Here is a 24,573-nt window from a genome sequence, read left to right as displayed (position 1 = left end):
GATGAGTAAGAAATTACTTGATTCCATGGTGGCGTTAACGCGCAGTCGAGATATTGATTCTTTGGAAGCAAGTTTACTCGTAACACTGATAGATTTGATCGAATGTGAGTCTATTGTGTTATACGAGTTTGAATGCCAAGAGGGCATTTGTAAGCGCGCAATTCGGCGTTTGTTTATTTCGAAACAAGCAGAAAAATCACCTGTTCTAGAGGGAAATGAAGTTGTCGCAAAATCGACAATTAGTCAGTTGTCATTGGTTTGTGCCAGTGATGGATTAGTGGTTGATGAGCATGAAAAAACTATCGACTATTGGCTTGAGCAGGAGATTAGCGATAGTAAAAAAGTGTGTGTGAAAGTAACGACTCAATCGAAACTTAGTAAAAATAATCTTTCCTTGATAACCGCATTTCTTAAAGTCTATGCCAACTATGCAATGATTATCGCCCTGAGCGAGCAGGACAAATTAACCGGGCTATTAAACCGGCACTCGTTAGAACGCCGCTTTCAATCGTTAATCAAAGAGCAGTTGGCCTGCAAGCAATCCAAATATGAAACCGACGAGGATGAACAACGAGTACCAGTCGATACTCATGCTTTATGGCTTGGTGTGATAGATATCGATCACTTTAAGCAGGTGAATGATGTGTACGGTCATTTATGCGGTGATGAAGTGTTGCTGAAAATGTCTCAACTAATGCGGGAATGGTTTAGAAAATCCGACTTACTTTTTCGCTTTGGCGGTGAAGAGTTTTTGGTTTTATTGCAGCCCATTGAAACCAAAAATGCTGAACGGGTTTTTGATGACTTTCGTCATTGGATTTCGCAACAAGCTTTTCCGTTGGTTGGGCAAGTTACGATTTCGGTTGGCATAACCGCGGTTAAGCCTAATGAGTTTATCAATAGTGTAGTATCGCGAGCGGATCAAGCATTGTATTTCGCTAAAGAACAAGGACGGAATAAGGTTGCGGTATATGAGCATTTATTGCGCTCAGGCGTGTTCAACGATAAGAGCCAAGCAGAAGGGGATATTGACTTATTCTGATGGCCTGTATGGTTGAATAGGGGGTTCTGGTTCATATCATTCATATTCTCTTAAATAGCATTTTCATCCGTCTTAAGTTTTGGCCTGAAAGAATAGACTGAATATGCTGCCGTGTGTTATCGATTGACCTGCATCAAGCTTTCGCATGCATTAAGTTGTTCAACCGATTATTTACCTCTCTTAAGTTGCTTTTCATTGATCTCTAGACAACACTGAAAGAAGAGTCATAACTGAATGTGTAGTGCTATTCGTGATCGACTATAAGCAATTGCTAGCCAGTGTGAATACGCTTATTTGTGCGGTTTCTCCTGAAGGTAAGTTTCTTTACCTCAATGAGTACTGGCGCGAAGTGCTTGGCTGGACGCTTGATACCTTGTATGAGCAACCTTTTGTTGAGTTTTTGCACCCCTCTGATGTTAAAAAAACGATGCATGCTTTCGAACTCCTTGTATCGGGCAAAGAGGCGGTGACAGGTTTCCGCAATAGGTACCACTGCGCAGACAATAGTTACGTTTGGTTGGAATGGGCTGCACGTATTGATAAAAACGGCAATGTTGTTGCTAGTGCACTGCCTGTAGACGAAAAAGTCGCGCTAGAATCTCATGATAAACAAGCTACTGTTATGTTGCAGCAGGCTGAAAAACTCGCCAATGTTGGGCATTGGCATGTGGATAGAATTACCCGAGAAGTATTTTGGTCAGACCAAATTTATGCCATCCATGGTGTTGACAAAGAATCCTTTACTCCGACGATTGAGTCTTCCGTTGAATTATATCATCCCGATGATCGCCCGGTCTTTCAGGCCGCAATTGATAAAGCTATCAATGAAAAAAGTGGTTGGTCTTTAAATCTAAGAATTGTGCGACCATCCGGCGAAGAAAGACACGTACGCAGTGAAGCATATGTGCAGTGTGATGACGACCATGATGAGCCTATCGAAATATTTGGTGTGTCGGTTGATATCACAGATATTATAGAGCTGAATCAAAAGTTACGCTTACTCTCTAAAGTTGCTGAAGTACCCACGACTTCAATTGTGATCACGAACCCGAAACGTGAAATTGAATGGGTAAATGACTCGTTTATGGCAATGTCGAAGTACTCTTTAGATGAATTAAGAGGTAAAAATATAGCCGATTTGCTTGCCGGTGAGGAAACTGACAAATCATTACTTTTATTGGCGCAAGATAGATTATCTGAAGGTGAGTCCATCGATATTGAGGTTCTTTATTATACTAAAAAGAGCCAAGCCTATTGGGTGCATACGATCATTTCACCGTTAAAAGAAGGGGATGAAATCACGCATTTTATTGAATTTCATCAGGATATCACCAAACGTAAAATGCAAGATGCTCAATTAATGTCTACCCAAAAGATAGCATTGGCGGGTCAAATATCGGCTGGTATTTGTGATGACATCAATAATGTGCTGGCTATTATCGGCAATAGTACTGATGTGTTGGCTTCTGTACCCCATGAAGAATCAATAAATGCTCAACTGCGAAGAATTAAACATGGCGTGGAGAGGGGAAGGAGCGTAACAAGTCGACTGCTGAATTTAACCCGCGGTGATTCTCGTCCTCGGTATATTCTTGACCTCGATGAGTTCATCGCAGAGGCCATTACAGTGTACCAAGCCAAAGTGCCAACATCGATTGAGATAAACACGAACCTCGACGCTAACCGTCAATGCCTGCTCGATCCGGAAATGCTTGAAGATACCATTCATCTGCTAGTTGATAGAGCCAAACGGGTTATACCGACAAATGGTAATATCGTCATTTCAACCCACGTGGAATCAGAATTCTTACCTCATTGGGGACATATACAAGCCAGCCCTACAGAAGCAAGTGATTACATCGTATTAAGTGTTTCTGACACAGGGCAAAGTATACCTATGCAGGAGCTGCCAGAGGTTTTCTTGCCTTATTTTGAATCCGCTAACCGTACAAATACTCAAACTGTCGATCTCAGCAGCGTTGCCACTTTTGCTATAAATCATGGTTGTGGCTTGGTGATTGAATCGTTCAAGGGAAAAGGCACCAGTGTGTCCTTATGGCTGCCAGTATGTGAAGGAAAAGAACCAATGACAAAAGAGATAAAGAATTCAAAAGGGCTTCAGGGTCTGAACATCGTTATTGTGGATGACGAAACAGATATCCTTGAGGTTACAAAGCTATTGTTAACTTCTGATGGTGCTAGCGTAATGGCATTCGAAAAAGCAGAGGAGGCATTACAGTATGTGACCCAAAATCAATCCAGTGTGGATATCGTAATTTCTGATCAAACGATGAAGGGGCAGATGCAAGGGAACGAACTTATCAGCCGTATAACGGAATCTTGTCCACAGATTTATTGCGTCATCATGACGGGGTATTCGGCTCATAAAAAGTTGGCGGACGTTAATGTGAAAGTATTGCAAAAACCCCTGCATCATCAAGAGTTGGTAAAAGAGCTACTGGATTTTTATGATTAAGACGACACGGTTGCGGGGATTTTCCTACCTGAGCATTGGATGTGAAAAGGAGCAGTTATGAGCGAGATGCTAAACCAAGATTCATCAGACAATAAGATGCTGTGCAAAATGTTGGCAAAGTCTGCCTCTGTGTTGATATGGATAGCCAATACGGAAAAGCAATGTATTTACTTCAATGATGCCTGGCTCAAATTTAGGGGCAAGACGATTGAACAGGAATATGGTTTCGGTTGGGCAGCCGGTGTTCACGCCGATGATTATGATCGTTGCCTCGCGATTTATACTGATGCATTTGATAAGCGAGAAGCTTTCAACATGGATTATCGACTATTAGATGCAAACGATGAATATCGCTGGATAAGAGATGAGGGGCGCCCCTATTTTGATAATGACGGTACATTTGGCGGCTATATAGGTTCATGTTTTGACATAACAGATGTAATTGAACTCCAATCCCGCGTTATACAAAGCGAGAAAATGGAAGCTTTGGGTAAGCTGGCAGGTGGACTCGCTCACGATTTTAACAATAAATTGGCCGGTATAATGGGGTATGCTCAGCTGATTACCGCTTTGTCAAAAGATGAAAAAGCGATTGACTTGGCAGAAAAAATAACAAGGGTCTGTGAAAAAACAGGGCAAACTACGAAGACGCTTTTAGAGTTTGCTAAGAAACGGGAAATCGTGTCGTTTGAATTTGACGTGCACAAAGTTATCAAAGACGCATTACAAATATTACAGCATTCACTCGGTAAAAATATTGAGATCTCCAGTCATTTGGATGCGCAGTCTTCACGCGTTCGAGGAGATGAATCAGCCATTGAGAATGTTATTTTGAATCTGTGCTTAAACGCCAAAGATGCCATAGAGGGTGAAGGAAGGGTCGCGATTCACACTAAAAATATTGTTATCGATCAGGTGCAAAAAGAAACAAACTTTCCCGAAATTCAAGCCGGTCAATACCTATCGGTCGTTGTTAAAGACAATGGCAGTGGCATTTCAGAGCGCGATATTGTGAATATTTTTGATCCCTTTTTCACGACAAAACCAGAGGGAACCGGGCTAGGCCTGTCCTCGTCGTTTGCGACGGTGCGTCAACACGAGGGCCTGATTAAAGTTACGTCAACGTTAAATAAGGGAACGACATTCACAATATTACTGCCAGTCTCAGCATCGTGATGTAACGTAAATTGAGGACTCATTGGCTGCTAAATGAATAAACAGCCCTGTGATTAACGAGGTATTTAGCGAGAAAGTTATTCCGCGTTTTTGGTTGTGTTACTGATCTAATGGCGTCATAAAATCTTCAGATAGCTCAAAATCACCATCTACACGGGCGATTTGATCATTTTCAAAATGAATGATCAGTGACTTCTGAAAATCATTCCCACGCTTTTTCATGCCGCGTTTCATTTCGTAGATATAGTACCAAGTGTCATGATCAAAAGAATCTTGAACCACCGGATTACCCAGTACATAAATGACTTGTTCTTTACTCATACCTACGCGAAGTTGTTTGACATCTCGGTCATCAAGGAAATTACCTTGAGGTACATCAATGCGGTAAATCCAGTTAGAACAACCTGTTAACAATAGCGATACAAGCGCGATAGCGGCTAAAAACTTCATGAGAACCTTATCAAATACAAAATAACAAATGGGTGGAAAGCCGCATGACGGCTTAGCAAATAATATGCAAAACACCATTCCGGCAGGCATGCTACCTCAGCAGCATATGACCAATCAACCGTTAATTAGTTCGATGCAGTAACAATTTTTTATGTACTCAGTATTCAGTTGATAATGCAAGTGACCAACCCGCGGTATGAAAGACCTTTCTTGAACTTTCACTTTCTTCATTAGCTTCTATACTCGATAGAGAGAGGTCTGGTGGTACGGTATTATGAAGTCAATCCTTTTTACTTTTGCTACTTTGCTGTTTTTTGCACAATCAGCGGTCGCCGCAACGACTCCAGACCGTTTAAAAGTGTGTTTGATGGATTCAGACCTCTTTCCCCTATGGCGCAAGCCAGGACAAGAAAATCATCCCCATCCGGGTATCAATATTGAATTACAACAGCATCTCGCACGCCAGTTGGGTCAGAGCATAGAGTGGGTACGTGCGCCATTTCCAAGATGTTTGGTACTGCTAAAGCAGAATGAAGTAGACTTATTGAATGTAGCAAGCTTTAGTGCAGATAGGGAACAATATGGGCATTACCCTAAGCTCAATGGAAGCATTGACCCTAAACGACGATTAAAAAGTGACGCGTATCACGCGTATGTGCTCGAAAGCGGTCATGTGAGTTGGAACGGCATGGAGTTTTCCCACTTATCAAACAAGCCTATTGCCATTGAGATTGGCGCATCGATACGCCGTTTTCTCAATGAGAGAAATATACCGGTGTATGAAGTCAGTCGAGTCTCTCAAGCTTTCGGTATGCTTCGATTAGGTAGAGTTAGCGCGGTGGTCACGAACAAATTTAATGGACTTTCTTTTACAAACTCAGGGGTTATTGAGTTACCACAAGAGGTCAATAGTAAAGCCTATTACATTATGATCTCGGACGGGTTTATCAGCCAATATCCAGAGTATGCAGAGCAGATTTGGGCTCAATCTGGCGAAACCCGCAGGGCAATATATAACGATCTATTAGAGAAGTATGGCCGGCTTGAAGGCTGGCCATAACGATCAGGCAACAGCTTGTAACAGCGAGCGAGCATTCGACAATGCACTTTCTGTCAAAGTGTCTCCCGCTAACAAGCGCGCAAGTTCACTCACTCGTTGTTCTTTATCCAGATCAACAATGTGCGTTTCGGTTGTATTATTTTCAATTTGTTTGGTTACAAATAATTGCTGATGTGCCTGAGCAGCGACTTGAGGTAAGTGAGTTACACACATGATCTGAGCTTGATTGCCCATTGTGCGCAACAGTTGGCCCACTATGCTGGCCGTCGGGCCGCTTATCCCAGTGTCGATTTCATCAAATAATAATGTGGGCGACTGTTCTTTGTCAGCGGCAATAGCGTGCATGGCAAGTCCTACTCGAGCTAACTCACCGCCAGAGACTACTTTATCCAGTTTGTCTGCGGGTTGCCCTGGGTTCGTTGCAATACGCAGGGTAATATTATCAAATCCGTTAACCGAACAAGTCTCAGGGCTTGCCTGCACATCGATTTCAATCGTGGCATAAGGCATATTCATACGTTGTATGGATTGCTCTAGTTTTTTCGCTAAGCGCGGAGCTGCCTCGCTTCGTTTAGATGATAGTTGTTCACAACAATGCAAATAGGCACTTTTCAGCGTTTCCACATCATTTTCGATGGATTCTAGTTCATGATCGGCGCTGGTTATTTCATTCAACTCTTCCACCAATGCCATATGGTGAGCATACAAACACTCGGGTAAGACGTTATGCTTCCTAGCCAGTTCGTTGGCTTTATCAAACCGCTGCTCTACTTGTTGCATGCGCATGGGGTCAATATCTAAATCATCGCAGTATTGACGCAATTCTCGCGCTGCTTCTTCAACCTGAATACTTGCTTCGTTAAGTAACCCGACAATTGGACTCAACTGTGCGTCGCTGTCACATAGTTCGGCCAGACTATCAGCACTTTGTTGTATGGCGTTATACGCATTAAAGCGCTCATCATCATACAGACGGTGAAAACTGAGTTGGCTTTGCTCTAACAGGCTTTGACTGTTAGACAAACGTTTGTATTCGACTTCCAGTTCGGCGAATTCATGTTCGCTTAAAGCAAACTCATCTAATTCGCTCACTTGGTAACTTAAAAGATGTTTACGGTCATTGCGTGCTTGTGTTTGTTGCTGCAATAGCTCTAAACGCTTAAGTGCATCAAGGTATTGTTTGTGAGCTGTTTTAGTGTCAAATAAAGCTGATTGGTTGTCGGCAAAGTTATCAAGCATTTGCCGCTGTACCGATTCTTTGAGTAACTGTTGATGGCTGTTTTGTCCATGAATGGTGACCAGCAGGCTGCCGAGTTGCTTAAGTTGCTGAAGCGAAGTGGGGGAGCCATTAATAAACGCCTTTGAGCGACCTTCAGCTGAAATAATACGTCGAATAAAACACGTATCTTCATCGAACAGTTCGTGCTCTTTTAACCACTCCGTCGCTTTTGCATTTTGGCTGATATCAAAATGGGCAATTATCTCGGCCTTCTCGGCCCCCTTTCTTACCATGCTGGCTTCAGCGCGTTCCCCGATACACAATGACAGTGCATCGATACCGATCGATTTGCCTGCACCCGTTTCACCTGTAATGGCTGTCAGGCCAGATTTTAGTGAAACTTCAATATGCTTAACGACCGCAAAATTTTTAATCGATAAATGGGATAACATGACACTTACCTATATATCCATACAGTATGTGTAAATATATACAGTAAAAAGTATTTGTAAAGTGTTTCTTTGATACGAAAATGGAATTAGCGGTTAATGACTAGAATGCCTTAAACATAGTCTGTTTAGTAAAGCTTACTGCCCCAGCCTAATTTATTTCGTAGTACGGTAAAGTAGCTATAGCCCTTTGGATGCACTAGCGACAATTGGTCGGGGTTCTTGCGTATACGGATTTCATCACCTGGCAATACGGGCAATACAATATGGCTGTCACAGCTGACTTGTAAATTAGAGCTATTCACTTTCGACACGCGCATCGAAACGGTTGAATTCGCGTCAACAACGATTGGACGACTACTTAGGGTATGAGGGAACATTGGTACCAGCGTTAAGGCATCTAATTTGGGCATTAGGATGGGGCCACCACCAGATAGAGAATAAGCGGTTGAGCCAGTTGGCGTGGCGATGATAAGCCCATCTGAGCGCTGTGAGAAGACAAAGTGATCATCAATATACACTTCAAACTCCATCATGTGAGCAACTTTGCCATGATGCAGAACCACTTCATTTACCGCGGAGCTGGCACTTTTTAACTGTTCATGACGGTACACTTCCACTTCTAATAAAAAGCGCTGTTCAGTAACACTCTCACCGGCGAACAATAGCTCCAACTGTTGTTGAATTTCATCTGGGTGAATATCTGTCAAAAAGCCTAAATTACCGCGATTGACGCCGACCACTGCCACATTAAATCGCGCCAGCACGCGAGCGGCGCCGATCATATTGCCATCACCGCCTACCACAATAGCTAAGTCAGCCTTTTTACCAATATCAACCAGACTGCACACATGAAGCCCATCTAAATCAACGTCATTGGCGATATGTTCTTCTAACAAAATCGTACACCCTTGCTCACGCAAGAACGCGATAACGGCGGTAAGACTTTGTTGAGTGCCTTCGTGAGCGGGTTTACCTATCAGGCCGACGGTTTTGTAAGTCATTGATTAGAAGTTAAGTGTGCTAATGTCCAGAAACACTAGCACACTTCTACGTGAACACAAATGTTGAGTGTAACTTTGTCGATAAGTTATTGATTAACCCACTGTTTTCTCACGTTGATGGCGTTAGCGACAGGTCCAGCCGCCATCCAAGATAAGAGTCTGACCGGTAATATTACGTGCACTGTTTGATACAAGAAACTTTGCGGTATCGGCAAGCTCAGAAATGTCGATAAAGGCTTTTTTGGGCATGGGTTCAAGCATGATCTTGTTCACTACGTCCTCTTCACTTATACCATTCTCAATCGCCTGAGAGGCAATCTGTTTTTCAACCAATGGCGTTTTAACGTAAGCAGGGCAAAGTGTATTGATCGTGACATCGCAATCGCCCGTTTCTAATGCAACGGTTTTGGCAAATCCAAGCAACCCGTGTTTGGCTGCAACGTAGGCTGATTTGTAAGGCGAAGCAATCACAGAGTGGATTGAACCAACATTGATGATGCGGCCAAAATTTTGCTCTCGCATATGCGGTAGAAAAGCCTGAGTCAGCAGAGCCGGCCCGACTAACATGACCTGAATAAGTTGTTGCCATTTTTCAGGCGGGAATTCCTCAATCTTAGCGACATGTTGAATCCCTGCATTGTTGACCAATATATCAACAGGGTGTGTTTTGAGTAATTCAGGTAAGGCTGCTACTTGCTGGGGATCACATACATCAACCGCTACAGCAGAGCTACTATAGCCTAACGAGCTTAATTCATTGGCAGCAGCTTGAGCCGCTTCAGGGTTGAGGTCAGCAATAATGCAATGGTGGCCTTCTGCAGCTAACCCTTTTGCTATCCCAAACCCAATGCCGCTGGCACCGCCCGTTACAAGTACATTGCGCGTTGTCATTGATACTTCCTTAATTCATCGCGTTAGATAATAGCTGCTCTACCATATGCTCTACAGCTTTAATTTGAACACCATCTGCAGTGGCGTAGTCTTCACCACTGTAGCCCCACCAATCCCAGCAAGCTTGAGGATTGAGAGGCATAAACATAGAGGTTTTAGTTTGCGGGTATAATACGACTATGTTGTTACTGTCAGCCCAGGCATTAAGGCCTGTTTGCGAGGCGTACGCGTCACCAACTGCTTGCGCATTTTGATTGCACCCGTGAAAACTGATGTGTAAACGACAGCCTTCAGATGTACAACTTTCTGGTACGTACAAATAACCCGTTTCACCCAAGCCTTCAGCGTTTTCTCCCCCCAGCTGTTGCTGATTAAAGGAATACAATTTCCCCATTGGCTCTTCTGACTTAGGTTGTAGTTCACCGTACAAAAATTGGAGTAATTCACCCGCTGCATCGTAATCGCAATTTCCAATAAATGGCGATGCTGATTCTTCACATGCAGTGCCAGTCGACGTTGTAGGGAAGTGGTGTGAGAAAGGCTTATCACCGACAAATTCAACGGCACCTTCAGTAACCCACTGAGTATATTGATTGACCAATGTTTCAGCAGCGGTGCGGTTGACCGTTTTATCGAGTTTGCCGTGCAGGATCCACACGCGATCATCAGCTAAATTTTCCAGTGGTGGAATTTTGTTTTGAGCTTGATATTGTGCTGCTTGATTGAGCAAAGCATCTGCGTTTATTGGGGTTTCCATCTTAGACACACATTGGCTTAGCGCAACGCCTATATCGCCCTTAGCACAGTAATAAGGGCCAGTGCCGATAAGAGCTGCACCCGATACCCAGTCGCTGTGGGCTAAATGAAACTGAGTTGCCATATAACCACCAGAGGATAAGCCACTTACAGTCGTTTGGGCTTTGTCTAGTGAAAGCGATGGTAGGGGAGTGTCCGCAAGCGCAACAGGGCTGCTTAAAAGCCCTAATACGATGGCATGTAGTCGTGTCGTTTTCATGATTATTCCTTTAACGTATCTGGGCTATTGGTTGCTTGAGCTTCGTGGTCATCTAGGAAGCGCTTAATCGTATCGGCGTGTTGTGCAATGCCTAAAACCCCCTCAAGATGACCCAATGAGCCTTCGAGTTCTGCATACTGACTGTGTTTGTCTAATTGCACTAAATTTTGATGTGCAAGCTGCGCTAAATAGGGCATTAATAGTAGATCTTGCTGAGCAGGGATAAATAATGTTTTCGCCTTAATGCGCGCAAGTCCTTGGCGTAAATCATTTTGTTGACCGGCCATAAACAACTGGCAGGCGCGAACTAAATACAACAAATGGTTGGCATCCATAAGACGCGCTCGCTGTGCTGCGCGTTCTTTTAACCATGTTGTAATCGAATGATCTGCTTGAATGTTATGTAACGGAGAATGCTCTAATGGCTGTTGGCCTATTTGCATGCCTTGTTGATTAAAAAACTCAGGCGTGAGCGCTATTTGTGTAATAAACATTAAAGATGCGGTTAATCCATCTGTAGGCGCAGTGCCCTGATAGTAATCGCCATTGTTCCAATGTTTATCCAATTTAATGGGGATGGCCCATTGCTCTAAAGCCGCTGTAGTCCATGCGTCAGCAGACGCTGCCCCGATAACTGAAATTAAACGAGGCACCCATTCTGGATAGGCCGCAGCCCATTCAATCGCCTGCATAGAACCCATTGAGGGGCCAGCAACGGCATACAGTTTACTAATGCCTAAACTTTCCAATACGGCTTTTTGTACATTCACCAGATCACGCATAGTGAAAACGGGAAAATCCAGTCCATAGGGCTTGCCGGTTTGTGGATTAATCGACGCAGGACCTGTGGTAATGACATTGGGATCGTTTATGGAAAGGTTTGCCAACGAGTCCACGCTGATAACAAAATATTTGTTGGTATCAATTGCTTTTCCCGGTCCAATAATCGCATCCCAATATCCTGCGACAGGATCATCATTGTGGTATTTGCCTGCCGCGTGGGAATTACCTGTGAAGTAATGCGTTATCAGGATTACGTTATCTTTTGCGTCATTTAAAGTGCCGTAACTTTCCCAACCAACGGTTACCTCAGGGATGGTTTTACCATTGAAGAAGGTGAAATTCTCGGTGGTAAAAGACTGTTTGCTAGTGAGTAATCCCTCAGCAAATGCGGGAACTACTGAAGCCAGCAAAAGGCTTATCGTGATTGCCGCCGCGTGGATCTGACGAGAAGAAAACGGTATGAATTTCATCCTGTAATTATCCTTAGAAAATCGTAAACAGGCCTATAGCCATAATCAGGCCGACCAAAGGCACAACAACAGTCAACGCAGCCAATGGCCAATAAGCGGCTTGGTGAGTCTCGCCACAAATCGCTCTAATAGTGGTTACGACGTAGCCGTTGTGGGGCAATGAATCGAGCGCACCAGAAGAAATCGATACAATACGATGTAACTCTTCTGGATCCACTCCTTGATCGAGGTAGTGGGGACCCACAAGTGGTAGCGCTATAGCTTGCCCACCCGATGCCGAACCGGTTAGACCGGCGATAACTGAAACCGCTATAGCTGCGCCAATCAATTCATTTCCTGGAATTTGTGTCATCACGTCAACCGTTGCTTGGAATGCGTCGGTCGATTTTGCAATGGCGCCAAATCCAACAACCGCAGCGGTGTTACCAATAGCTAGCAATGCGCCTGTAGTGCCTAAATGCACGGCTTCCGACAGGTTGTGAAAATGCGAGAAGTTGATTGCCATTAACGTCAGTACACCACCACCAAGCGCTACTATTAGCGCCAATTGAGCAAGCGCTTCGTGCAAGGTGAAGGATAGAACCAACACCACGATCAGTGGGATGATACCCGTCATTGGATGAGGGTAATCGCGTACTGGAATTTCAGGATCGGATTTACGCGCTTCGAACTTTTCGCCATTGGCAACGGCTTTGCCAATCATGCGCTTTAGCCACCAATAGCCAAACAGGGCCATGAATACTGCAACTACGAAACTTACTTCCCACGCAGCAAATGGAGAAGTGCCTAAATATTTAATTGGGATCCAGTTTTGAATTTCTGGGGAGCCTGCAGACGTCATGGTAAAGGTTACAGAACCAAACGCCATCGTTGCTGGTATAAAGCGGCGTGGCAAGTTAGCGTCTTTGAATAAACTAAGCGCCATAGGGTAGACAGAAAACGCCACAATAAAGACGCTAACACCACCATAAGTCAAGATTGCGCATGCCAATACTACGGCCAAAACGGCTTGATGGAAGCCAAGTTTATCCACAATCCATTTGGCGACAGCATCAGCAGCGCCGGTGTCTTCCATAAATTTACCGAACAATGCGCCAAGCAAAAACATGAAAAACCACGAGGCAATAAAGCCGGTAAAACCTTGCATGTATGTTGATACAAAGTTTCCTTCACCGATAAATACGGGCAAGCCGCTTGTGAGCCCAACAATAAGTGCGCACAGTGGAGCCGCGATGAATAAATTCATTCCACGAATAGTAAGAAAAATCAGAAGTCCAAGACCACCGACTAATCCGATCAAACTAAGCATAATGAGTTTTCCTAATTGAGTACTGTGACCGCAGCCTCTTGAAAACGAGGTTTATTGTGGCGGGAATCGCGATTTGTGCCCATAGTACCATCGTACTACATACCTTAACGAAAAATTCACATAGATTTAACACCAGACCGTAGCCCTGCAATTTAACTAAAACAATTACAGAGACGAAAAGGGACAACCCAATGCAATCACAATCGTACACTCACCCATTTGCCAAACGAGCTTGTGCTATAGCCATTAGTGCTGCGCTAGCTGCTGCTTCACCCATGGTGATGGCACAAGACGCTGACGCCAGTGCTGATGCAGACGCTCCGAAGAAATTAGAGCGTATTGAAGTTACAGCGCGTAAAACTGTTGAATCTATCCAAGAAGTACCTGTTGCCATCACGTCAATTGGCGCGATGGAACTTGAACAGAAGGGCATCTCAGTTTTAACAGAATTACAACAATTCTCGCCTAACACCACGTTACAAACTAGCCGTGGTACAAACTCAACGTTAACAGCGTTTATCCGTGGTTTGGGCCAGCAGGATCCACTATGGGGCTATGAGCCAGGTGTTGGTATCTATATCGATGACGTGTACTTGGCTAGACCTCAAGGTGCCGTGTTGGATCTTATGGATGTTCAACGAATTGAGGTGCTACGTGGTCCGCAGGGAACACTTTACGGTAAAAACACCATTGGTGGTGCGGTTAAGTATGTCACTAAAGAAATGACAGGTGACATGAACTTTAATGTTCAAGGTACCGTCGGAAGCTACTCACAGCGTGACGTAAAAATTACCGGTCAAGTGCCAGTGGTTGATGATACGTTTTATATCGGATTTGGTTATGCTGACCTAACCCGTGATGGATTTGGTACTTACCTTCAGTCAGCGATCCCAAATCAAGACTTAGAAAATTACAATAAAGACCTATGGGCAGCTCGCTTATCTGTTGAGCTACACCCTGCAGACGATTGGTTTATCAGAATTGGTTGGGATAAGACAAACGACACGTCAAATGCTAAGGGCGGTTATCGTTTGATGCCAAGCTTGCTGACTAACGCGCCTGTACCTGATAGCGTGTATGATTCCTATACCAGTATGCCAACATGGAATGAAGTGACCTTGGAAGGCATTAACTGGTTAGTTCGTCACGATTTCTCAGAAAACTTAGAGTTAAAATATATTGGTTCATCACGTGAGAGCTATTCACCTACCAATATTGATTTCGACAATACGGCGTTGGACATTTTTGATGTTCCCGCTGAGTATGATGATGAAAACACTACACATGAATTACAGGCGAACTATACTGCCGATTCATTTTCAGTTGTCGGTGGTTTGTACTTATATGATGGCGAATCGTGCGGTAACTTTGATGCTATCCTAGGTTTCTTAGGCCGTGCCGCATTTGGAACGCCAGGGTTAACCCGTGAAGTGACAGGCTGTAATAACAGCGAAAGTTGGGCGATATACTCTCAAGCTAACTTTGATTTGACTGAAAATCTATCGATGTCTATCGGTGCTCGTTATACCGATGAAGAAAAGTCAGCAACAGTGAATAATGGCCTGATCTTTGACAATGTTTACCCATATTCTGGTTGGATCCCGGGTTATCAACGCCCAGGCGCTGACTTGGTTCCTCAAGTGCTAGGAACCGATACCGATGGCGACGGTGTTCTTGATGCGCCTGCGGTAGAAAGCTGGTCTCGTTTCACGCCTCGTGTTGGCCTTGAATATCAAATGAACAAAGATGTGATGTTCTATGCGAGCTACTCGCAGGGCTTTAAGTCTGGTACGTTCAACCCAAGAGCGACAATCAATGAACCTGGCGTAAACCCAGAAATCGTTGATTCTTTTGAAGTGGGTATGAAGAGCGATTGGAACGACAATCTACGTGCAAACGTGACTTTATTTAGTTACGACCACAAAGATCGTCAATATATTGGTATTGAAGGCAACAGCAATGATCCAACAGCACTTCTTCAACGTCTAAGAAATGCAGCGGAAACAGCGGCGAAGGGTATTGAAGCGGAGTTCACTTATGTGGCTACAGATAATCTTCAATTAGGCTTAAATATCGGCTATATCGATTTTGAGATTAAAAAGAACAACGCGGTTCCACCACTAATTGGTCTGTCAAACACGCCTGAGTTGACCTATAACTTCTCGGCAGGTTATGTCATGGAAAGTGATGTGGGTGACTTCGTGTTCAGTGCAAACTACAACCATCGTGACGATTATTTAATTTTTGAAACAAGCGATCTTATCCAACAAGATGCATACGGCATGCTTAACCTCAGCGTGAGCTGGGAGAGTGTAGACGGTGACTGGTATGCCAGCATACACGGTAAGAACTTAACGGATGAAGAATATGTTGTTGGTGGGTATGACTTTGTAACCCGCAATGACGACGGTACGCTTGGCCCAGGTTTAGGCGGTGACACCACGTTAATTGGTTACTATGGGGATCCTAGAACCTTTCACTTAACCGTAGGATATAGATTCTACTAAGTAAATACGTTCGTGTGTGTTCTGGCGGCTTCGGCCGCCTTTTTTGTGATAAACTCAAGCTATGCAAATACTCGACACTACCCATGTACTGATAGCCGACGACCACCCTTTATTTAGGGCGGCAATGCGTCATGCTCTGCAAGATATTATCAACGGCGACATAATCGAAGCTGAGGACTTTCATCAGGCGCGAGCACAATTGGAAAGCAATGCCGATATTGAGCTTGTTTTCTTAGATCTTTCAATGCCTGGAAACCAGGGGTTAACGGGATTAAGTCAACTTCGATTAGATTTTCCCAACACGCTAGTGGTTGTGGTTTCCGCTCAAGATGATGTTGCGTTAATTCGGCGTGCTGTAACCCTTGGTAGCAGTGGTTATATTCCAAAATCAACGCCGTTACCTGAAATTACCGAAGCGGTTAAATCCATATTAAATGGTGATACGTGGATACCGGCTGATATTGATTTGGAAGATGGTGACAGTGCAAATGAAGCGGACGACTTTGCGGCTAAATTAGGGCAACTCACTCCGCACCAATTTAAGGTGTTAAACCTAATGGCTAATGGACTTTTAAATAAACAGATTGCCTACGAGTTATCGATTTCAGAATCGACTGTTAAACAACATGCGTCAGCCGTGCTGAAAAAACTCGGGGTGATAAACCGTACTCAAGCTGGGGTGCTTTTTAAGCAAGCCATGCAATCTGAAGAATAAAAAAAACCGGTAATGTTCATTACCGGCTATCCGTTTGGATGAATGAGAAGTTAGGTACTTCTCCAGGGTTGGAACTGTCTCAAATTCTGCTCTATTGCGCTGCTTCTTCCTGTTTTACCAGCTTGAATAACACGTCTTTTAATTCAACACGCTTAAGTTTCTGTTGCTCCAGATATTCATCAGATGTCGCCTTATCACCCGCTTCAATTTGGAATACTTCATGATCAATGTCATGGTACTCATCGAACAATTTAGCAAAATGCGTATCGTTCATTTTTAAATGACGGATTGTGTGGTGATGATCCGGAAATTCTTTCAGTAAATTGTGCTTTTCTAATGACATTCTGATTGCCTTGTTTTGTTAACCTATGGCCTCAGTATGCCCACAACAGCAAACAGCAATATTGATCTATGTCATGTTCCGTAATCGTTTTAGCAATCGTTTTAATGCTAAAGGTTTTACGGGTTTGGGAAGGTGGGATAAACCAATGCTAAACGCTTGATCTTTAACACTATCATCGCGATTTGCAGTGGTTAGCACACCGGGGACTTGTTGTTGCCACAGCGCACTGGCTTTGCGTATAGCATCGATACCCGTTTCGCCAGCATCAAGGTGATAATCGACGATCAGCAGGTCGGGTGGGGAAGGGCATAATTGTTGAATTTGGTGCCACGAATCCGTGTTGATAACCGTTGCGCCCCAATCTTGTAGAACATGTGTAACGGCCTTTTGAATTTGCTCATCGTTTTCAACCACTAATACTGTCGTATTCGTTAAGAAACGATCATCTTTTGTTTCCGTAACGTTAGTCTGTTCTTTGTTGATAAGTTGCGCCTGATCGCTTTTGCCGCGAGGCAATGTGACACTAAACACGCTGCCAACATTTACATTGGAAGACAGGCCTATGCTATGTGACAGCAAACTGGCCATGCGTTCAACAATGGTCAAGCCTAAACCTAATCCGTGATGATGTTCAGCCGGATTCAATTGATGAAATTCGGCGAATATAGTTTGCTGGTGTTTTTTATCGATACCGACGCCATTGTCAGCAATGATAATTTCAGCCAGAGCACTGGCTCTTCGCTTGATGCCAACGACAACGCGAGGGCGCTCGTGTGGCCTTGAGTACCGAATAGCGTTGGAAATCAAATTCTGCAATATACGGCGCAACAGTTTCTTATCTGACTTCACGGTTAAACTGGACTTTACATAGCGGATTTCTACGCCTTTTTGTCGAGCAATCACTGAGAATTCGCGGCACAGCGATGAAAACAAATCGTCAATATTAAAGGTCGATATATTGGTTTGAAGTACACCTGATTCCAGCTTTGTCATATCCAATAGAGTATTCAGTAACGACTCAGCGCTGTTCAGTGACTGTTGAATACCTTCGCTGATTTCTCTTAGGCTATCATCATTGTTTGCCTGACTGACTCGCTGCGTGAGCATTGAGGCATACAATACTGCTGCGTTGAACGGTTGCATCAAGTCATGGCCCGCAGCTGCTAAAAATTTAGTTTTACTGACATTGGCCTGATCAGCAGCTTGTTTGGCTTTATGCAGTTGCTCTGTTCGTTGTAGAACGCGATTTTCAAGATTGGTTTTTGCCTGAGTGAGTTCATCTTGGATGCGGATGTAATCACTGATATCTGCATACGTTGTTACATATCCACCACCGGGCAATGGGCTACCATTGATTTCGATAGTCCGTTCATCAGACTGTTTACGAATGTACTTATAGCGGCTGCCATTTCGCATAAAACTAATACGTTTAGCAATTTCTCCCTCTATATCAGTGATATCACCAAACATGCCACGTTCTGCGTTTGTGCGCAGCAATTCTTCAATCGGTTTGCCAACGGTTATAAAGCCCTGAGGGTAATTAAATAGTTCGAGATAGCGTTCATTCCACGCAAGCATAGTGAGGTCGCGATCTAATACGCTAATGCCTTGCTGGATGTGTTGTACTGAAGATTGCAAAACCTCATGATTAAATTGCAGGGTTTGAGACGCTTGTTCTGCAATCTCAACAAGCTCTGTAATGCTGTGATTTTGTTTGGTTGCGACTGTTGATAATAATATTCGAGCGCCCGCTATGCCGACTTGAGACGCTAATTGCCGCTCACTTTGCGCCAGTAGTGGCGCGCTGGCAATGGCTTGCGCACTGTGATTCCTAATTTGTTGCGCAAATACGGAATAGTCTTGTTGTGGCAAAATGCGCTTTAACAGTTTCTCAAGATCTGCAATATGAATGGCCAATGATGGAATTGTATCAGCCGTGCTTGTTTTATTGCTGATACCTGCGGAAGGTCTTAATGCAAAAATGCCGTACACCATCAAATTAATGAGCAAGCTGAGTACAAAATTATTGCCCAGATCGGCATCCGTAGGGGGCGTGCCGAAATAATAGGTTGATGTGATACTTGGCCACAACATGGTGATAAACCAACAAACGCTGCCTGCGGCAATTCCCATCCATGCGGAGAGCGCATTACTTTTACGCCAGAAAAACGGTAGCAATATTGCGGGTGTCAATTGAGACAGCAGAGCCATTGCGATAGTGCCACTTTGAACGAGTGGCGCAGATTGGCTGATGTACACATGGTAGCCATAGGCAACAGACAATACGATCAATACGGTAAAGCGACGAATAATCAGTATTTGCCCGGTTGCCAGCGGTTGTTGCGAATTGCTAGCAAATTTAAATCTCAGCCACAATGGTGTAACCAAGTTATTGGAAATCATAATACCCAAAGCGAGCGTCGCCACAATAACCATACTGGTTGCTGCACTAATGCCGCCAACAAAGGCTATAAGTGAGACGGCACCTTGCTGTTGAGATATGGGAATGGCCAACGCGAAGCTATCAGTAGTGTACTGGTTTGCATCAAGCATGACGTGCCCAGCCAAGGCGATTGGCAGTACGAACAATGTCATTAAGGTCAGGTAAAGCGGAAACATCCAGCGAGCGGTGCGTAGCTCGTCATCACCGTTGTTTTCGACAAACGTAATGTGAAACTGTCTCGGCAGGCAGAATGCTGCACAAATTCCCAACAATACGTGGCACATAAACACGCCGATTGCATTATCGGCATAGATCACTTGTTTGGCTTCTGAATTTGCAGCCGCTTGCGCAATCAGATCCATCGGTCCGTCAAACAAGATAAACACCACATAAATCCCAACTGCGCTGATACCAAACAACTTGAGCACAGATTCAAACGCAATCGTGGTCATTAATCCCGGATGTTTTTCGGTTAAGCTAAGAGTACGGGTACCAAATAGAATGGCAAAAAGCGCCATTAAGGCGGCCACATATAAACTGATACCGGAGGTTGTTGCAGGTGATTCATCGGATATCAGCGACAGCGCTAAGGTTATCGCATCTAGTTGCAACGCAATGTAGGGAATTACCCCTAGAAAGCAAATTAAGGTTACCAATGCTGCGAGGCTAAAGCGGCTCTGATAGCGCGAGCCAATGAAGTCAGCGAGAGAGCTGATTTGTTGCGCTTGGCAATAGTTAGCCAATTTTTTTACCACGCCAAAACCCAAAATAAACACAATAATCATGCCTAGGTAGGTTGGGATAAAGGCCCAGCCATAATTGCTGGCTTGGGTGGTAGTACCAAAAAATGCCCATGAAGTGCAGTGAACACCCAATGCTAAGCTGTATACATAGGGGTGTTGTTGGTGTTCCCTTTTCCGTCTGTCTGACCAAAAGGCGATGCCAAACAAGGTGAGTAGGTAAACAACAATGACAACTGTAACAGTCCAAAAGCTAAACATTACAATATCTTAGATTCACACACTGGGTGGTTGACGCGCGTAGTTTGAATAACACCCATAATGACAAATATTCGTCTATTGACCTAGTAATAGTGAAAAAAATTTAAAAATAATCCCTAAAAGTGGTGTGGTTACCCTTGAACCCTCTAAATACAACCCCATTAAGCCCCCAAAGTGACAAACCGATAGTAGAAATAGAGTGGAGGCATGCATGAGCGACAATCGCGACGTGCAAGAAGAGCAGCAAACGAATTCCAACCTTGATAATGAGCAGGTGCAACATGCAGCTGACGGTAGTGAGGTTGACAACAACGCGCAATCATCTTTGGAAGGCGAATTTGAAACGCCGCACGAGATTATTGCTGCATTAGAAGCAGAACTTGAAGCGGCCAATGCCACAATTGAAGGTCAAAAAGAGTCTGTTTTGCGTGCACGCGCTGAGATGGAGAATGCGAAGCGTCGAGCTGAAGCGGAAGTATCTAAAGCGCGAAAATTTGCGCTTGAAAAATTCGCAGGCGAGTTGCTACCGGTTATAGACAATTTGGAACGTGCGCTTCAAGTGGCTGATGCTGAGAATGAGTCAGTTAAGCCATTACTTGAAGGCGTGGAATTAACCATGAAATCGTTCATTAGCACGGTTGAAAAGAATGGTTTAACGCTTATTGATCCGCAAGGTGAAGCGTTCAATCCAGAGCTTCATCAAGCGATGTCGATGCAGGAGTCTGCTGAGGTTGCGCCGAACACGGTGATAGCCGTCATGCAGAAGGGATATCAAATTAATGGGCGACTGCTACGTCCAGCAATGGTCATGGTTTCACGCGCACCAGAAGGTGGTGTGGATACGCAGGCTTAGTAGAGTTTTTTAGCAGTTTTTTTCGTGGGGAATATTGAAATTTTGTTGAAAGGCCCCACAACTAGTACAGGTATTTGAAACAGTTTTTTGGAGACACACAATGGGTAAAATCATTGGAATCGATTTAGGTACAACAAATTCATGTGTCGCAGTTCTAGACGGCGACAAAGCGAAAGTTATCGAAAACGCCGAGGGCGATCGCACAACCCCATCTATCATTGCGTATACTGAAGACGGTGAGACGCTAGTTGGGCAACCTGCGAAACGTCAGGCTGTTACTAACCCTAAGAACACCTTGTTCGCAATCAAGCGTTTAATTGGTCGTCGTTTTGAAGACAAAGAAGTTCAGCGTGATATCGACATTATGCCATTTAGCATTGTCAAAGCTGACAACGGTGATGCGTGGGTAGAGAGTAAAGGCGAAAAAATGGCGCCACCACAAATCTCAGCTGAAGTTTTGAAGAAGATGAAAAAGACAGCTGAAGATTTCCTAGGCGAAGAAGTTACAGGTGCGGTTATTACGGTACCTGCATACTTTAACGACTCTCAGCGTCAAGCAACTAAAGATGCGGGCCGCATTGCTGGCCTAGACGTAAAACGTATCATCAATGAGCCAACTGCCGCAGCACTTGCTTACGGTATGGATAAAAAATCAGGTGATAACGTAGTTGCGGTATACGACCTTGGTGGTGGTACATTCGATATCTCAATTATCGAAATTGATGAAGTAGATGGCGAGCACACCTTTGAAGTACTTGCGACTAACGGTGACACACACTTAGGTGGTGAAGATTTTGATAACCGTATGATCAACTACTTGGTTGAAGAGTTTAAGAAAGACCAAGGCGTCGATTTGCGTAAAGATCCATTGGCGATGCAGCGCTTAAAAGAAGCGGGCGAAAAAGCGAAAATTGAATTGTCTTCTGCGCAACAAACAGAAGTTAATTTGCCATACATCACAGCTGATGCGTCTGGTCCTAAGCACCTTGCAATCAAAGTAACGCGTGCAAAACTAGAATCCTTGGTTGAAGACATGGTGAAGGCTTCACTTGAGCCAGTTAAACAAGCGTTAGCCGATGCTGACTTAAGCGTAAGTGATGTTAAAGACATCATCTTAGTCGGTGGTCAAACACGTATGCCATTGGTTCAGAAATACGTTACTGAATTCTTTGGTAAAGAGCCTCGTAAAGATGTAAACCCTGATGAAGCGGTAGCCGTAGGTGCTGCAATTCAAGGTGGTGTTCTTTCAGGTGAGGTTAAAGACGTACTGTTACTAGACGTAACGCCATTGTCGTTGGGTATCGAAACGATGGGTGGTGTTATGACGCCACTAATCGAGAAGAACACAACAATTCCAACCAAGAAGTCACAAACCTTCTCTACAGCTGATGATAATCAGTCAGCGGTAACGGTTCATGTACTTCAAGGTGAGCGAAAGCAAGCCCAAGGTAACAAGTCGTTGGGTCAGTTTAACCTAGAAGGTATTCGCCCAGCTGCGCGTGGTGTGCCGCAAATCGAAGTAACATTTGATATCGATGCGGATGGTATCTTGCACGTATCGGCGAAAGACAAAGATACAGGCAAAGAGCAGAAGATCACGATCAAAGCCTCTTCAGGTTTGAGCGACGATGAAGTCGAACAAATGGTACGCGACGCAGAAGCGAACAAAGAAGCGGATAAGAAGTTCGAAGAGCTAGTGCAAACACGTAACCAAGCTGATGGCATGGTTCACGCAACGCGCAAGCAAGTAGAAGAAGCTGGAGATGCTTTACCTGCAGATGAAAAAGCGAAGATTGAAGAAGCAATCAGCGATTTAGAAACGGCGATTAAAGGTGAAGATAAAGAAGCGATTGAAGCGAAAACGCAAGCGCTTATTCAAGCTTCAGCGAAGTTGATGGAAATTGCTCAAGCGAAAGCCCAGGAAGCGGGTGCAGAGCAAGCTACTGACGCAACGCAACAGTCTCAAGATGATGATGTTGTTGACGCCGAGTTTGAAGAAGTAAAGGATGACAAGAAGTAATCGAAAGTCGAATTAGACTGACGACACAATAGCAAACACAGGCGTAGCAGATTTCTGCCTACGCCTTTTTGCTGAAATAAGAGCATTGCCAGTTGTACAAGGTAGGATAAGCACGAGATATGTCAAAACGAGATTACTATGAAGTTTTAGGTGTCGATAAAAGCGCAAGTGAACGCGATATTAAAAAGGCGTATAAAAAACTTGCAATGAAGTATCACCCAGATAGAACTGAGGGTGATAAGGCACTTGAAGAAAAATTCAAAGAAATCCAAGAAGCCCATGAAGTGCTTACGGATGAACGTAAACGCGCAGCCTATGATCAATACGGTCATGCGGGTGTTGATCCAAACCGCGGTGGCGGTGGCTTCGGCGGTGGTGCTGATTTCGGTGACATCTTTGGTGATGTGTTTGGTGATATATTCGGTGGTGGCCGAGGGCGTCAATCACGTGCCCGTTCAGGCGCCGATTTACGCTATAACCTAGAATTAACACTTGAAGAAGCAGTACGCGGAAAAGAAGTTGAAATTCGTGTGCCAACGCTAGTTGGGTGTGAAGTGTGTGACGGCTCGGGGGCGAAGAAAGGTTCTACGCCAACAACCTGTCCAACCTGTCATGGTAATGGTCAGGTTCAAATGCGCCAAGGTTTCTTCGCGGTTCAACAAACTTGTCCAACCTGCTCGGGCAAAGGGCAAATTATCAGTGACCCCTGTAACAACTGTCATGGTCACGGTCGCGTTGAAAAAACTAAGACACTGTCAGTTAAAGTGCCAGCAGGCGTCGACACTGGTGATCGCATTCGCTTAAGTGGTGAAGGTGAAGCCGGTGAACATGGTGCACCTGCAGGTGATTTATATGTACAGGTACACGTAAAAGAACACAAGATTTTCACCCGTGATGGCAATAACCTGTACTGTGAAGTGCCATTAAGCTTTACTACAGCGGCGTTGGGAGGCGAAATCCAAGTACCGACGCTTGACGGTAAAGTGAAATTGAAAATAAGTGCAGAGACCCAAACCGGGCGTATGTTTAGATTACGTGGCAAAGGCGTTAAATCTGTTCGCAGTGGGTCAATTGGAGACTTGATGTGTAAGGTGGTAATTGAAACGCCGGTAAACCTATCATCACGTCAAAAAGAGTTACTGAAAGAACTGGATGAATCGATGGGAAGCGGCACAGATGCAGCTAAGCATAGACCTAAAGAACAAGGTTTCTTCGACGGCGTTAAGAAATTTTTTGACGATCTAACGAATTAATCTGTACGTCTTCACTTATGCAAAAAAAGGCATCGATATAGGTGCCTTTTTTAATGCTTCAAGATTATGAATGCTTTCGTAAAGTTTTTGGCTA

The 24,573-nt window shown here is 44.3% G+C and carries 18 protein-coding genes; 9 read left to right on the top strand and 9 right to left on the bottom strand.

Going from position 1 to position 24,573, the window contains the following annotated elements; all coding sequences use genetic code 11:
* The first annotated feature begins 1 nt into the window (after nt 1).
* From CSH93_RS03605 to CSH93_RS03595, 3 genes are all read left to right on the top strand, one after another.
* Nucleotides 2-1,042 carry a GGDEF domain-containing protein gene (locus tag CSH93_RS03605; RefSeq protein ID WP_100641836.1) on the top strand — a complete coding sequence of 347 codons (1,041 nt, stop codon included), beginning with the start codon at nt 2-4 and terminating at the stop codon, nt 1,040-1,042.
* 250 nt (nt 1,043-1,292) lie between these two features.
* Nucleotides 1,293-3,518, top strand: coding sequence for a PAS domain-containing protein (locus tag CSH93_RS03600; protein ID WP_124748928.1), 2,226 nt, complete (start codon nt 1,293-1,295; stop codon nt 3,516-3,518).
* Nucleotides 3,519-3,575: 57 nt separating this feature from the next.
* Nucleotides 3,576-4,694 carry a two-component system sensor histidine kinase NtrB gene (locus CSH93_RS03595; protein WP_100641834.1) on the top strand — a complete coding sequence of 373 codons (1,119 nt, stop codon included), beginning with the start codon at nt 3,576-3,578 and terminating at the stop codon, nt 4,692-4,694.
* 99 nt (nt 4,695-4,793) lie between these two features.
* On the opposite strand, the gene CSH93_RS03590 is transcribed toward CSH93_RS03595, so the two are convergent.
* On the bottom strand, nt 4,794-5,144 hold the full coding sequence (locus CSH93_RS03590; protein ID WP_100642326.1) for an outer membrane protein assembly factor BamE: 351 nt from the start codon (nt 5,142-5,144) through the stop codon (nt 4,794-4,796).
* Between the two features lie 274 nt (nt 5,145-5,418).
* Here CSH93_RS03590 and CSH93_RS03585 point away from each other — a divergent pair, with 274 nt between their 5' ends.
* Nucleotides 5,419-6,204, top strand: coding sequence for a substrate-binding periplasmic protein (locus CSH93_RS03585; protein ID WP_100641833.1), 786 nt, complete (start codon nt 5,419-5,421; stop codon nt 6,202-6,204).
* Between the two features lie 3 nt (nt 6,205-6,207).
* Here the strand turns inward: CSH93_RS03585 and recN are convergent, their stop codons facing one another.
* From recN to CSH93_RS03555, 6 genes are all read right to left on the bottom strand, one after another.
* Entirely contained in the window at nt 6,208-7,875 is a 1,668-nt protein-coding gene (gene recN, locus CSH93_RS03580) for a DNA repair protein RecN (RefSeq protein ID WP_100641832.1), read from the bottom strand.
* Between the two features lie 125 nt (nt 7,876-8,000).
* Nucleotides 8,001-8,876: an NAD(+) kinase gene (nadK, locus tag CSH93_RS03575; RefSeq protein WP_100641831.1), complete on the bottom strand. Its 876-nt coding sequence runs from the start codon at nt 8,874-8,876 to the stop codon at nt 8,001-8,003.
* 123 nt (nt 8,877-8,999) lie between these two features.
* Entirely contained in the window at nt 9,000-9,767 is a 768-nt protein-coding gene (locus CSH93_RS03570) for a 3-hydroxybutyrate dehydrogenase (RefSeq protein ID WP_100641830.1), read from the bottom strand.
* A 10-nt stretch (nt 9,768-9,777) separates the two neighbouring features.
* Complete coding sequence (locus tag CSH93_RS03565) at nt 9,778-10,782, bottom strand: extracellular catalytic domain type 2 short-chain-length polyhydroxyalkanoate depolymerase (protein ID WP_100641829.1); 1,005 nt, start codon at nt 10,780-10,782, stop codon at nt 9,778-9,780.
* A 2-nt stretch (nt 10,783-10,784) separates the two neighbouring features.
* Nucleotides 10,785-12,035 carry an E22 family MetX-like putative esterase gene (locus CSH93_RS03560; RefSeq protein WP_100641828.1) on the bottom strand — a complete coding sequence of 417 codons (1,251 nt, stop codon included), beginning with the start codon at nt 12,033-12,035 and terminating at the stop codon, nt 10,785-10,787.
* A gap of 13 nt (nt 12,036-12,048) precedes the next feature.
* Nucleotides 12,049-13,344 (bottom strand): GntP family permease, encoded by a 1,296-nt coding sequence (locus tag CSH93_RS03555; RefSeq protein ID WP_100641827.1) that lies wholly within the window; start codon nt 13,342-13,344, stop codon nt 12,049-12,051.
* Between the two features lie 191 nt (nt 13,345-13,535).
* On the opposite strand from CSH93_RS03555, the gene CSH93_RS03550 reads away from it, so the two are divergent.
* Both CSH93_RS03550 and CSH93_RS03545 read left to right on the top strand, forming a co-directional pair.
* Nucleotides 13,536-15,851 (top strand): TonB-dependent receptor, encoded by a 2,316-nt coding sequence (locus tag CSH93_RS03550; RefSeq protein WP_100641826.1) that lies wholly within the window; start codon nt 13,536-13,538, stop codon nt 15,849-15,851.
* Nucleotides 15,852-15,912: 61 nt separating this feature from the next.
* Nucleotides 15,913-16,566: a response regulator transcription factor gene (locus CSH93_RS03545; protein ID WP_100641825.1), complete on the top strand. Its 654-nt coding sequence runs from the start codon at nt 15,913-15,915 to the stop codon at nt 16,564-16,566.
* Between the two features lie 91 nt (nt 16,567-16,657).
* On the opposite strand, the gene CSH93_RS03540 is transcribed toward CSH93_RS03545, so the two are convergent.
* Both CSH93_RS03540 and CSH93_RS03535 read right to left on the bottom strand, forming a co-directional pair.
* Nucleotides 16,658-16,909: an HP1242/YdcH family protein gene (locus CSH93_RS03540; protein ID WP_100641824.1), complete on the bottom strand. Its 252-nt coding sequence runs from the start codon at nt 16,907-16,909 to the stop codon at nt 16,658-16,660.
* A 66-nt stretch (nt 16,910-16,975) separates the two neighbouring features.
* Complete coding sequence (locus tag CSH93_RS03535) at nt 16,976-20,353, bottom strand: hybrid sensor histidine kinase/response regulator (RefSeq protein ID WP_100641823.1); 3,378 nt, start codon at nt 20,351-20,353, stop codon at nt 16,976-16,978.
* Nucleotides 20,354-20,564: 211 nt separating this feature from the next.
* Here CSH93_RS03535 and grpE point away from each other — a divergent pair, with 211 nt between their 5' ends.
* The 3 genes from grpE to dnaJ all read left to right on the top strand — a co-directional run bounded on the left by grpE (nt 20,565) and on the right by dnaJ (nt 24,479).
* The gene (gene grpE, locus CSH93_RS03530) at nt 20,565-21,206 is read left to right on the top strand and encodes a nucleotide exchange factor GrpE (RefSeq protein ID WP_100641822.1); all 642 of its coding nucleotides are present in this window, start codon (nt 20,565-20,567) and stop codon (nt 21,204-21,206) included.
* Nucleotides 21,207-21,306: 100 nt separating this feature from the next.
* Nucleotides 21,307-23,226 (top strand): molecular chaperone DnaK, encoded by a 1,920-nt coding sequence (gene dnaK / locus CSH93_RS03525; protein ID WP_100641821.1) that lies wholly within the window; start codon nt 21,307-21,309, stop codon nt 23,224-23,226.
* Nucleotides 23,227-23,345: 119 nt separating this feature from the next.
* Nucleotides 23,346-24,479, top strand: coding sequence for a molecular chaperone DnaJ (dnaJ, locus tag CSH93_RS03520; protein ID WP_100641820.1), 1,134 nt, complete (start codon nt 23,346-23,348; stop codon nt 24,477-24,479).
* Nucleotides 24,480-24,573: the final 94 nt, after the last annotated feature.

It is taken from the genome of Neoalteromonas facilis, from assembly GCF_002807665.1.
GTDB classification, from domain to species: domain Bacteria; phylum Pseudomonadota; class Gammaproteobacteria; order Enterobacterales; family Alteromonadaceae; genus Alteromonas_E; species Alteromonas_E facilis.
The sequence above is the reverse complement of the archived record's forward strand: the minus strand, read 5'-3'. Positions and strand labels throughout refer to the sequence as shown.